This window comes from Pseudomonas sp. H2_D02, assembly GCF_054677635.1.
On record NZ_CP162816.1, the window covers coordinates 2925096 to 2937190 of the forward strand.

The window sequence follows — 12095 nt, forward strand, 5'->3', positions numbered from 1 at the left end:
GTCGCTATTGATTCTTGTCCAGCGTCCTCAACGACTGCGGCAAGCCCCACATCAGCAAGGCCCCGGCCAGGATGCAGGTGCCGCCGATGACATACAGCGCTGGCGTGGTGCTGCCGGACATGTCCTTGATGTAGCCCACCATCACCGGGCTGACGATCCCGCCGAACTGCCCCAGTGTGTTGATCAGCGCGATCCCTCCCGCCGCGCCGGCTCCTGCACCTGCGAGCAGCTTGGGAGGAAGCGCCCAGAAGGCCGGGATCGAGGCGATGATGCCGCTGCCGAGCAACGCCAGGGAAATGGTCAGCAGCAGCGTGTGGCTCGCAAAGATGCCCGCGCTGAAGAAACCGATCGCGCCGGCAAGCACCAGGCCGCAGACGAATTTGCGCCGCTCCCCGGTGGCGTCGGACCAGCGCCCGATCACAATCATGCTGATGGCGCCGCAGACATAAGGCGCCGCGGTGAGCAGGCCAATGATGGTCGGGCTTTCGGTGCCGGCGCTGCGAATGAGTTGCGGCGCCCAGAAATTGAGCCCGTACGAGGCGACCTGGATGAGGAAGTAGATCAGGCCCAGCATCAGGAAGCCCGGCAATTTCAGCGCCGTCATCAATGAGCCGCCATGCTTGTGGGGTTCCTGGCTGGCGATCCGGCTGGCCAGGTAGGTTTTCTCGGCATCGGTCAGCCATTTGGCGTCCGTGACGCGGTCCTTGAGGGTGAACAGCACGACCAGGCCCAGGCCCACGCAGGGAATGCCACCCAGCAGGAACAGCCAGTGCCAGCCGCGCATCTGCAGGACGCCGTCCATATGACCCAGGACGAGGCCGGAGACCGGTGCGCCGATCAACCCGGCAAACGCAGACGCCAAGAACAGCGTGGAGGTGATGCGCCCGCGGTAGTTCTGTGGAAACCACAGGGTGAGGTAGTACAGCACACCGGGGGCGAAGCCTGCTTCCATGGCTCCGATGATGAAGCGCAGCACGTAGAACTGCCACTCGGCGGTGACGAATACCATCAGCGCCGTCGCGATACCCCAGGACATCATGATGCGAGCGATCCAGCGCCGCGCGCCAACCTTGTAGAGCATCATGTTGCTGGGCACTTCGAACAGGACGTAGCCGACCACGAACAGTCCGGCGCCCAGGCCGTAGGCGGTATCACTCAGGCTCAAGTCGGCTTGCAGTTGGAACTTGGCGAAGCTGATGTTGATGCGGTCGAAGAACGCGAACAGATAGCAGACCATGATCAAGGGCATCAGGCGCCATGCCACTTTGGCGATCAAGGCTTTTTCATCGTTGGCCACGGTGGCGACGCCGTCGCCCTGTGAGGTTACGGATACGGACATGAGTTTTTTCTCCAGGCGAGTTTCCCTAGGGGAACTCTTTTGTTTTTGTTGTCTGGCTGGCGACCCGAGTCGCCTCGTTGTGTGTCAATCGATGCCAGGAGGCAGCGGATGAAGGTCACGATTTCGTCCCGCCTTGGCCACTTGTCCTGGCATCTCGTGCCCGAGAAGCGAGGGCAGGGTGCGGGACAGTTTCAGCAAGTGGGGCAGGTCGATTCCGGTGTCGATGCCGATTTCTTCGCAGAGATTCACCAGGTCTTCGGTGCAGATATTTCCTGAGGCGCCCGGGGCGAAAGGACAGCCTCCCAGTCCACCGAGCGAGGCGTCGAAACGCCGGGCCCCGGCCTCGTAGGCTGCCAGCACGTTGCACAGGCCCAGGCCTCGGGTGTTGTGGAAGTGCAACGTCAAGGCACTGGCGGGAAGTCGTTCCAGCACCCGACGCACCAGTCGGTAGACCTGGCGTGGGTTGGCCATGCCGGTGGTATCGGCCAAGGTCACACCCTGCATGCCGAACGTTTGGTAGGCATCGACCAGGCGCATCACCACGTCTTCATCGACCGGCCCTTCGAACGGGCAGCCAAAGGTCGTCGCTACCGAGCCGTTGAGGCTGACGCCGCTGTTACTCACCAGCGAAACCACGTCGGCGAAGGCGGCCAGGGACTGCTCGCGGGTCATGCGCATGTTGGCCAGGTTGTGGCTCTGGCTCGCTGACAACACCAGGTTCAGTTCGTCGGCCTCGGCATGGAGCGCCCGTTGTGCGCCCTTGAGGTTGGGGATCAGCGCGACATAAATGACCCCGGGGCGTCGCGCGATGCCCTGGAACACTTGCTCGCCATCGCGCAGCGCGGGAATGGCCTTGGGCGACACAAAGGATCCTGCTTCAATTCGCGTGAAGCCGGCCAGGGACAGCTGATCGATAAGTTGGACCTTGTCCGCCGTTTCGACCCAGGTCGGCTCGATCTGCAGGCCATCCCGGGGCGAGACTTCCTGGACGATAAGGCGTTGCGAGTAGTCGGTGATCATTGCACGACCCCCTCATTCTTCAGGCGTTGGATGGCGCTTTCGTCCAGGCCCAATTCGCCCAGTACCGCTTGGGTATGCTGGCCGAGGCTCGGCCCTTGCCAATTGACGGTGCCCGGTGTGGCCGACAGCTTGGGGACAATCCCGGGCATCTTTACGGCGGCGCCGCCCGGAAGCTGCGCATCCAGGATCATGTCGCGCGCCTGGTAGTGCGGGTCGCTGACGATGTCCTCCACGGAGTAGATTCGCCCCGCCGGCACCTCGGCTTTTTCCAGCGTGTCGAGGACCGCATCGATTGGCAGCCTGATGCTCCACTCGCTGATAGCGCGATCGAGCTGTTCGCATTCCGCGACCCGTCCGTCGTTATGGGCGAATGCCGGATTTTCACCCAGGTCGGGTCGCCCAATGGCGATCATCAGGCGCTTGAAGATGGGGTCGCTGTTGCCGGCGATGACGACGTAGCCACCGTCCGCCGTCGGGTAGGTATTGGACGGCGCGATGCCCGGCAAGGCGCCGCCGCTGCGTTCGCGGACATGGCCGAGCATGGCGTATTCCGGCACGAGGCTTTCCATCACGTTGAACACGCTTTCGACGAGGGAAACGTCGACGACCTGGCCGTCGCCCTGGCCGGTCTTGACCCGCAACAACGACATCAGCGCGCCCATGACCGCATGCATCGAGGCCAGCGAATCGCCAAGGCTGACGCCCATGCGCGCGGGCGGCGATTGCGGGTCGCCGGTGGTGTAGCGAACCCCGCCCATGGCCTCGCCAATCGCACCGAATCCCGGGCGGTCGCGGTAAGGGCCGGTCTGCCCATAACCGGAGATCCGAACGAGGGTCAGCTTGGGATTGAGCGCATGCAGCACGTCCCAACCCAGCCCGAGTTTTTCCAATGCACCAGGGCGAAGATTCTCGATCAGCACATCGGCGCTTTCGGCCAGTTGCTTGACGATCGCGATGCCTTCGGCGGATTTGAGATTGAGTGCCAGGGATTTTTTGTTGCGTGACTGCAGGTACCACCAGAGCGAGGTGCCTTCATGCAGCTTTCGCCACTTGCGAAGTGGGTCGCCTTGGCCAAGGCTTTCGATCTTGATCACCTCGGCACCAAATTCAGCCATCAAGCGCGCGGCAAAAGGGGCGGCGATGAGTGTCCCGATCTCGATGACGCGGATTCCGCTAAGAGCAGTCATGGTGCAGCCTCGTGTTTCTTGGAATTTGTGCCAAGACTAGAGGCTGACCCGAGGCGGATTCCAACCTTGTGTTGGAAAGGGGCGTTCGCGTTTCGCGAACGCGGCGTTGGATCACTCGCTGAGCTGAAGATGGTCGAACAACAACCGGCTCACGGGGGACAGGGCATCGCGGTCGCGCACCACCAGCAACAGCGTTCGATGGGACCAGTCATCGGTGAGCGGCACGACCGTCAATCCAAGGCCTTGCCCAAACAATTCGTAGGCTTTGTATGGCAGGACGCCGATGCCCATGTTCGCCTGCACCATCCGACACACCGCGTCGAACCCCGGCACATGGATGCGCACGCGCAAGGATTCGCCGAGGGCGTTGGCGGCGGCGTGGACGCGGCTGTTGATCGAGCTCGCGGCGTGCAGGCCGATATGGTCGTAGGGCAAGGTTTCCGAAAAGGCCACCTGGGCCCGGTTGGCCAATGGATGGTCAGGGCGCATGACCACGGCCAGGCGGTCGTGGCGGTAAGGCACGCTGAACAGGTCCTTGGTGTCACTGTCCATCGTGCAGATGCCCAGGTCGGCCACACCGTCGATGATCCCTTCGACCACACCGGTGCTGGGGCGCTCCTCCAGATCGACCTTCACCCGCAGGTGGGTGGACACGAAGCTGTGCAGGTCTTCAGGCAGGAATTGGATGATGGCCGAGAGATTGGCAAGCATGCGCACGTAGCCCCTGAGCCCTTGCAGATGCTCACCGACTTCGATGCCGACTTTTTCCACCTCGGCCAGCATGCGTCGCGCGTGGTGCAGCAGTGTTTCGCCGGCGGCGGTCAGGGACATGCCTTTTGCGGTACGGGAAAACAGCGCGACGCCCAGCACTTCCTCAAGCTCCATCAAGCGCTTGCTGGCCGCCGACACCGCGATAGCTTCCCTCGATGCCGCGCGGGTCAAGGTGCCTTCTTCATGGACGGCGACGAACAACTGAAGCGTGATGAGGTCCAGGCGTCTGATCAGTTGCTTGTGGAGCATGGAGCCTGTCCTGTTGGTTGAGCGCTGACTCTGGCACCTTGTGGGGGAGTGAGCAAGTTCGTTCCGACACAGGATATTCAGCAGGCAAAAAACACAGGGAACCGCAAGGCTTTTGTGGGAGCGGGCTTGCTCGCGAAGAGGCCGGCACAGTCTATATGCTTCGTCGACTGTGACACTGTCTTCGCGAGCAGGCTCGCTCCCACATTGGATCTTCAGTGGACCTAAGCCCGGTTTAGAACTTGAAGCGTCCCACCAAGCCCTTGAGCTGCCCGGAAATATCCGTCAGACGGCTCGAACCGGTCTGTGCGGTGTGGGCGAATTCCTCGACCAGCTGCGCATCGGAATGAATCTGCGCGATGTGCCGGTTGATGTCTTCGGCCACTTGGTGCTGTTGCTCTGCAGCGGTGGCGATTTGGGTGTTCTGGTCACGAATCGAGTCCACCGACGTGCGGATCTTGTCGAAGCTGTCGCGGGCCTGCTGGATGCGCTCGACGCTGGTGTGCGACACCTGCAGGCTGTTCTGCATCTGGTGTGTCACTTCCTGGGTGCGCCGGGCGAGGTTGCCGAGCAGGCTGTCGATCTCGCCGGTGGAGTCGGCGGTACGCCGCGCCAAGGCGCGTACCTCGTCGGCCACCACGGCGAAGCCGCGGCCCTGGTCACCGGCACGGGCGGCTTCGATGGCCGCGTTGAGGGCGAGCAGGTTGGTCTGCTCGGCAATCGAGCGAATGGTGTCCAGGATCGTGTTGATGTTCTTGCTGTCCTGCTCCAGCGCCTGCATGGTCTGGGTCGACTGCTGCAGTTCTTCACTCAGCTTCAACACGCTGCCGGTGGCTTCGCCGATGTGGTGCTGGCCGTCGTGAACGTCGCGATAACCCGTGTCCGCGCTGACGGCGGCCTGGCTGCAGGAGCGGGCGACTTCGTTGGCGGTGGCGACCATTTCGTTGAACGCGGTACTCACCAGTTCCACGGCCTGGCGCTGGCGCCCGGCGGCTTCGTTCATGTTCTGGGCCACATCGCTGGTATCGGCGGCGGCATTCTGCAGGTCGGAGGAGGCGCTGCCGATGCGTTGTACCAACTGCGCGATCATGCCCAGGAACTGGTTGAACCAGCTCGCCAGGGTGGCGGTTTCGTCCTTGCCTTGCACGGCCAGCTGACGGGTGAGGTCGCCTTCGCCTTCGGCGATTTCCTGCAGGCCGTTGGCAACGCCACGAATCGGCCGGACGATGACGCTGGCGAAGCTGGCGCCGACAATGGCGAAGACCACGGCCAGGGCGGCGGCAATGACGGCGATCAGCCAGGTCAGGCTCGATGCACCGGCCATGACTTCGTCGCGCTTGATCAGGCCAATGAAGCGCCAGCCCAGGCTCTTGGAGGTGACGATGTTGGCCATGTAGGGCACGCCATCGATCTCGATCTGGGTGGCGCCATCGCTGCTCTTGGCCAGTGCGGCGTAGTTCGGGCCGAGATCGGCCAGCGGCTTGAAGTTGTGCTTGGCATCGGCGGGGTCCACCAGGACGTTGCCGCTGGCTTCCACCAGCATCAGGTAGCCGCTGTCGCCGAGCTTGATGTTCTTGACCAGCTCAGTCAGTTGCTTGAGCGACACGTCCAGGCCCACCACGCCCACCAGCTTGCCGGCGGCGTCGCTGACGGTGTGCACGATGCCGATCAACGACACGTCATCCGGCGCCCAGTAGTAGGCATCGGTCTTCACGGTGGTGCCTGGCGCGGCGATGGCGGCCTTGTACCAAGGGCGCACGCGCGGGTCGTAATTGGAGATTTTCGGATCATCCGGCCAACTGGCATAGCCACCGTCCGCCAGGCCGACGGAAAGGTAGGCGGTGGTTGGATGGCTCTTGGCGAACCGGTCGAAAATGTCCAGGATCTGTTTGTTGGTCTCGGGCAGGGGTGTTTGCGCAGCGTCGGCGGCGGAATAATTCTTCAAGTCCTTGGCCGCGACGATCCGCGGGTCCTTGGCGAAGAATTCGACGTTTTGCATGATGCCGTCGAAGAACTGCTTCATGCCGTTGTCGATCTGGCGGATCTCGCGACCGCTGCTGTCCAGGAAGTTGGCTTGTGCCGCATCGCGCAGGTTCAATACCACGAGCACCGCCACCAGGATCACCGGTACGCAGGCAATGGCCGCGAACGCCCATGTCAGCTTCTGTTTGATATTCATGACTTCTCCCGCAGGTATTTATCGGTGTTGGAACGGCGGAAACATTAGCGGTGAGCGTTGCGAACTCTGGAAGGGAAAGCGCCCATGCCTACCCATAGGCTATCGACCAAGGTCGTATTCCCTTGAGGTAGCCATTTGTCGGAGGTCGTTATCGCTGACAGTGATGTCGCGCAGACGATGGTCGCTTGGGTGGTTAATCGGGAAGATGGCAGGGTTCGGGCCGTGTGCCCGGCTCCGGTCAAGATCGCCTTCCTGTCTCCCGAGGCCCCATGCCAAGCGCATTCGAAAGCGTACTCAAGAACAAGAACATGGCCTATCGGCCCCAGGGCGCTGCGTCGCCCGGCCAGGCGCCGGTCCGTGTCGCGTTTGTATTGATGGACAATTTTTCGATGATGTCCTTTACCGGCGCGGTGGACGCGCTGGTCACCGCGAACCTGATGAGCGACATGCCGCTTTATGAAGTGCTGACGGTCGGCGCGTCGGGCGGGCAGGTGACGAGTGACCTGGGCATCGTCATTTCGGCCGATGTCGAGCTGGCGCAACTGCCGGACAACCTGGACGTGCTGATTGTCGCCGACGGCTTTCGCGTCAAGCTGCAAGGCTCGCCGTTGCTGCGGCGCAAACTGCGCGCCAACGCAACCTCTGGCGCCTTGTTGGGCGGGTTGTGGAACGGCGTGTTCTTTGTCGCTGACGCAAACCTGCTCGACGGCTTCGAATGCGCGGTCCATCCGGAAAGTCGCGCGACCATGGCCGAGATGTTCCCCCTTGTGAAGGTCTCCAGCCGCGCTTATGTGGTGGATCGCGAGCGCGTCAGTTGCGCGGGCGCCAACAGTTCGTTGCGCATGATGCTGCAGTTGATTCGCCGCACGGGTGGGGAAGCGCTGGTGGGGGCGATCGAGGAGATCCTGCGCTGCGACGAGTCGGGCGACGACGCCAGCGACCTGCCGCCGATCTTCGTCGAGACCGATCCGACGCTGCCGCAAAGTCTCAAGCTGGCACTGGAACTGATGTGGCAGAACGTCGAGGAGCCGTTGACGATCGATGAGCTGGCGGCGTGCGTCAAGGTGTCCAAGCGTCAACTGGAGCGGCGGTTCTGTCGGTTTCTCGGTGCGACCCCGACGCGGTATTACCTGGAACTGCGCCTGACCCGTGCACGCCAGCTCATCCAGCAGACCAATCGATCAGTCACGGAAATCGCCGTGGCCACGGGCTTTGTCAGCTCCCCGCATTTCCAGCGACGTTTCCGGGATTTTTTTGGTGTTCCGCCCGGCAGCTACCGTTCGGCCTTCGGGCGAAAACACGTATCGCAATGAGCCCTAATCAGGCCGTGCGCATCCGCTGGACGACGTACAGGACGATACAGCCCGTGGCACACAGCCAGACGATGGAGCCAAAAGCGGCGGCTATGAGGGAAAAGTCGGAATCCAGTTCGATCATCCCCGGGACGGCGTAGACGAACCAAAGCAGTGAGATCAAGACGTAGCCCAGCGACGACATCAGCAGTTCGAATATCTTTCTAGCGTGCATCAGGATTCCCCGCCCGCCGATCAAGGCGGGTGTTCAAGCGATCGGTCAGGTTGGCTTTTTTTCTGTCTGGGCAGAAATAAAAGAAGTCTTCGAGCAGCGAGTGGCGAGCCGCAAGGCCTTGCTTATCAACTGCGGGACATCCAATGTCCGAGAGCTTCAGGAACTCGTTCTGCAATTGCCTTCGCGGCTACGAATGGTAGCGCTGAAGGCAAGCGATTAGATTCAGCTCTTGTCGTCCAATAAATCTTCGGTCGGCAATTCTTCTGTCTGCGAGGCGGTCAAGGTCGTGCCCTTGCACAGCACCTTTCCCACTTCGTCGGCGATCGAACCGTCTATGATCCGGCCTTGCATCTGGTCGAACTCGGCTTTTTCAACACCTTCGACGCTGTTGTACATGCCCATGTGACGGACATTGCGGTTGGCGCAATCAAGTTCGAGCCTGGTGTAATTGGTGAAATAGGCACCGGTTCTTCTAACGGTTGCCTGCACAGCCGAACCCGTTTCGACGAACGAGACGATGGCGTACTCGGCATTCGAATCATCGTAGTTGTACTGGATCTGCTGTACGTCTGCTGTCGCTGGGCAAGCCGCGAGGACAGCGACCAGAGAAATAACCCTTTTCATTCTTTTCTTCCGTGAAAGGACCTACGACAGAGGGTGGTGGCCAAGTGAAATCATTTTGCTTGGCTTGTCGGAGCGAGTCAACATTGCAATATGATGGCAATGCTGACCGCTGGTCGGACTCCGACGAATTTGCGGAACTTTAAGCTTTTGTGTCAGACACCGCAATGCGAGGAATGTAGTCGAACAAAAAGGCAATGACAATCGCGCCAGCGGAAATCAGGAAGAGCAACGCATGGTGCCCTCCACTGGCGTTGAACAGCGCGGAATAGGCGAAACCGGCCACCGCCTGGAACGTGGCGAATGACACCGTTGCACGGCTCCAGGCCACCTGTTGGCGGTGATGGTTTGGCACCAGTTCATGCACCCGCGCCAGGGCCAGCGGCACGATACCCGGCGGAAACGAACCGATCAGCACCGCCAGCAACGCCAGCGCCAGGAACGTCTGCGAAACTGCGAGCAAACCCAGGGCAACGGCCTGCACGGCGAGCACCAGGCGAATGCTTCGGCGCGCGCCCAGATGATCCGCGAGAAAGCCATAGCTCACGGGCCCGATAATCGCGCCGACGCCGTACATCACCCACACCAGGGCACCGACATGAGCACCGGCCTTTAGGCCTCGGGTCACGTAATCCACCAGGAACACCATCGCTGGCACCAACCCGGCCGCCATGAAAGCGTATTGGGCGAATAACAGATAGACGGCTCGGGGCGTGGTGTCCTCCGGGGTGCTGTGTTTCGCGGCGGCCACGTGGGGCAAATCCTGCGGCCAACCGAACCAGCTCAGCCCGGTCAGCACCAGCGACAGCACGCCGAGCCCCAGCCAGGTGGCCTCAAGGCCCAGGCTCAACAAGGGCGGCACGATCGTTCCGGAGCCCGCGATACCCAGCCCGATCCCGAGGAAAATCGCGCCGCTGGCCAACCCTCTGCGCGCGGCGGGCACATGGGGCAGCACGGTCGCCGCCACCAGCACCATGATCGCGCCACCGGCGATCCCCGACAGCAGCCGCCAGGCGAAATACCACGTCACCGACAGTGGAAAGGCGCAGGCGAAAAACGCAGCGGTCACTGCCAGCATCATCAACCGCAGGGCATTTTTATGGGGCAGCCGCCGAGCCATGGGCCGACCGAGCAGGGCGCCGATCAGGTAGCCCACGAGGTTGGCCGCGCCGAGGTAGACGACGTCGCCCGCGCTGAACCAATGCGCCTCGATCAGCGACGGAATCAACGGGGTATAGGCGAATCGCGCCAGGCCAATGCTGACAAGGCTGGCGCAGAGGCCGGCGAATATCGGCAACCAGATGCCGGTCGGAGGTGAATCGAGCGCTGCGGATGATGTACGCATGATGGCGATCCCGTGAGAGGTTTATGGCGCCCAGCATATCGGCTATCGTTGTTGCGTTTATGCAGCGATTGTGCGGCACAGCGATGCAGTTATGCATCACCGGAGGACGGATGAATTGGGATGACGCACGGGTGTTCCTGGCGGTCTGTCGAGAGTCGACCTTGCGTGGCGCCGCACGGGTATTGGGGGTGGACCAGGCCACTGTCGGACGGCGTATCGTGGCGCTGGAGAAATCCCTGAGCGCGGCGCTGTTTCTGCGTACCTCCGACGGTTATGCCTTGACGGCAATGGGCGAAGCCGCGCTCAAGTCCGTGGAAAAAATGGAGCAATCGGCGCTGGAGCTGGAGCGACGGATCCAGGGCCTGGACGATCGCTTGATCGGCAACGTGCGCGTGGCCACGACCGATTCGCTGGCGATCGATTTCCTGATCCCGGCCATTGCCCGCCTGCATCAACGGCACCCCGATGTGCGCGTGCAACTGGACGCCTCCACGCAGATCATCAGCCTGGTCAAGCGCGAAGCGGACATCGCCGTGCGCAACACCCGCCCAGACAATCCCGACCTGATCGCCCGGCGGATCGCCCGCTGGCCGGTGGGACTTTTTGCTTCGCGGGATTATGTCGATGCCCATGGAGAGCCGACGCCTGGCAGCGCATTTGAGGGCCATGACCTGGTGGTCTATCAGCCGTACTTGCAGGGCCAGAAGGATTTCACCCTGGTCGCCGAGCCGGTCAGCCGTGGGCGGATCGTTGCCAGCCTGAGTTCAAGCCTGCTGGTGCGCCGGTCGATTGCGGCGGGTATCGGTGTCGGGGAAATCCCGGTGTACATGGGCGAGCGCGATGGCTTGGTGCGCCTGTGGCCGGAACGCACGCGACCGCTGCCGTACGAGGTCTGGTTGGTGACGCACGCGGACCTGCGCCACACGGCGCGGGTGCGGGCGGTGATCGATGAGGTCGTCGGGGCGTTTGCCCAGGAAAACGAATAACAGCGGATAAGAGAAATGTGGGAGCGGGCTTGCTCGCGAAGACGTCAGTCCAGTCAACCTCAATGTTGACTGACCCTCCGCTTTCGCGAGCAAGCCCGCTCCCACAGGTTGCACAAGGCACCGGTCTCATGGCATCTGCGGCAGTTCCTGTGGCCGCAGGTCAAACACCAGTACCTCGGCATCCTGGCCATTGCCCAATGTCAGCGCCTGTTCCTGGCGCACCCGCACGCCATCGCCTTCCTGCAACCGCACGCCATTGAGTTCGACACTGCCCCGGGCCACGTGGACATAGGCGTAGCGATCGGCGGCCAACGTCAGCGTGGCGCTTTCCTGGCCGTCGAACAGTCCGGCATACACCCGTGCGTCCTGGCGAACGTGAAGCGATCCCTCGGCGCCGTCCGGAGAAATGATCAGTTGCAGGCGACCGCGTTTCTGTTCGGGGCTGAAGTGCTCCTGCTGGTAGCGCGGCGTGGCGCCGACCACGTTGGGCACGATCCAGATTTGCAGGAAGTGCACCGGCTCGTCGGCACTGTGGTTGAACTCACTGTGGGCCACGCCACTGCCGGCGCTCATCAACTGCACGTCGCCCGGGCGAATGACCGATCCGGTGCCCAAGGTGTCCTTGTGTTCCAGCGCGCCTTCGAGCACATAGGAAAAGATCTCCATGTCCCGGTGCGGGTGCTGGCCAAAACCTTTGGCGGCGGCAACCCGGTCATCGTTGATGACCAGCAGGTCGGAAAAACCTTGTTGGTTGAGGTCGCGGTAGCTGGCAAAGGAAAAGGTGTGGAACGAGGTCAGCCAGCCGTGACGGGCAATACCGCGATCAGAAGCTTTGCGAAGGGTCAGCATGAGAATTCTCCTGGTTCAGTGGGCG

At 62.1% G+C, this 12095-nt stretch carries 11 protein-coding genes and 1 pseudogene; 2 read left to right on the forward strand and 10 right to left on the reverse strand.

The genetic code is table 11. The features are described 5' to 3' along the window. Positions 1–4: 4 nt before the first annotated feature. The 6 genes and pseudogenes from AB4N42_RS13565 to AB4N42_RS13590 all read right to left on the reverse strand — a co-directional run. Positions 5–1339 carry an MFS transporter gene (locus AB4N42_RS13565; protein ID WP_460116308.1) on the reverse strand — a complete coding sequence of 445 codons (1335 nt, stop codon included), beginning with the start codon at positions 1337–1339 and terminating at the stop codon, positions 5–7. An 84-nt stretch (positions 1340–1423) separates the two neighbouring features. Further along, positions 1424–2359 (reverse strand): hydroxymethylglutaryl-CoA lyase, encoded by a 936-nt coding sequence (locus AB4N42_RS13570; RefSeq protein ID WP_030141841.1) that lies wholly within the window; start codon positions 2357–2359, stop codon positions 1424–1426. Further along, positions 2356–3546: a CaiB/BaiF CoA transferase family protein gene (locus AB4N42_RS13575; RefSeq protein WP_030141840.1), complete on the reverse strand. Its 1191-nt coding sequence runs from the start codon at positions 3544–3546 to the stop codon at positions 2356–2358. The genes AB4N42_RS13570 and AB4N42_RS13575 overlap by 4 nt, the downstream gene beginning before the upstream one ends. A 111-nt stretch (positions 3547–3657) precedes the next feature. Further along, on the reverse strand, positions 3658–4566 hold the full coding sequence (locus AB4N42_RS13580) for a LysR substrate-binding domain-containing protein (protein ID WP_198796036.1): 909 nt from the start codon (positions 4564–4566) through the stop codon (positions 3658–3660). Between the two features lie 232 nt (positions 4567–4798). Beyond that, the gene (locus tag AB4N42_RS13585) at positions 4799–5653 is read right to left on the reverse strand and encodes a methyl-accepting chemotaxis protein (RefSeq protein WP_431147495.1); all 855 of its coding nucleotides are present in this window, start codon (positions 5651–5653) and stop codon (positions 4799–4801) included. 6 nt (positions 5654–5659) lie between these two features. Continuing rightward, positions 5660–6742, reverse strand: a pseudogene (locus tag AB4N42_RS13590) (HAMP domain-containing protein); the annotation flags it as partial. Positions 6743–7011: 269 nt separating this feature from the next. On the opposite strand from AB4N42_RS13590, the gene AB4N42_RS13595 reads away from it, so the two are divergent. Continuing rightward, complete coding sequence (locus tag AB4N42_RS13595; protein WP_460116309.1) at positions 7012–8055, forward strand: GlxA family transcriptional regulator; 1044 nt, start codon at positions 7012–7014, stop codon at positions 8053–8055. 7 nt (positions 8056–8062) lie between these two features. Here AB4N42_RS13595 and AB4N42_RS13600 read toward each other — a convergent pair whose 3' ends face one another. The 3 genes from AB4N42_RS13600 to AB4N42_RS13610 form a co-directional block, all read right to left on the reverse strand. Beyond that, positions 8063–8269: a hypothetical protein gene (locus AB4N42_RS13600; RefSeq protein ID WP_030141836.1), complete on the reverse strand. Its 207-nt coding sequence runs from the start codon at positions 8267–8269 to the stop codon at positions 8063–8065. A gap of 222 nt (positions 8270–8491) precedes the next feature. Beyond that, the gene (locus tag AB4N42_RS13605) at positions 8492–8893 is read right to left on the reverse strand and encodes a hypothetical protein (RefSeq protein WP_217859912.1); all 402 of its coding nucleotides are present in this window, start codon (positions 8891–8893) and stop codon (positions 8492–8494) included. Positions 8894–9032: 139 nt separating this feature from the next. Continuing rightward, positions 9033–10235: a YbfB/YjiJ family MFS transporter gene (locus tag AB4N42_RS13610; protein WP_431145095.1), complete on the reverse strand. Its 1203-nt coding sequence runs from the start codon at positions 10233–10235 to the stop codon at positions 9033–9035. 110 nt (positions 10236–10345) lie between these two features. Here AB4N42_RS13610 and AB4N42_RS13615 point away from each other — a divergent pair, with 110 nt between their 5' ends. Beyond that, on the forward strand, positions 10346–11221 hold the full coding sequence (locus AB4N42_RS13615) for a LysR family transcriptional regulator (protein WP_030141833.1): 876 nt from the start codon (positions 10346–10348) through the stop codon (positions 11219–11221). A gap of 126 nt (positions 11222–11347) precedes the next feature. Here AB4N42_RS13615 and AB4N42_RS13620 read toward each other — a convergent pair whose 3' ends face one another. Next, positions 11348–12070: a pirin family protein gene (locus AB4N42_RS13620; protein WP_030141832.1), complete on the reverse strand. Its 723-nt coding sequence runs from the start codon at positions 12068–12070 to the stop codon at positions 11348–11350. Positions 12071–12095 lie beyond the last annotated feature (25 nt).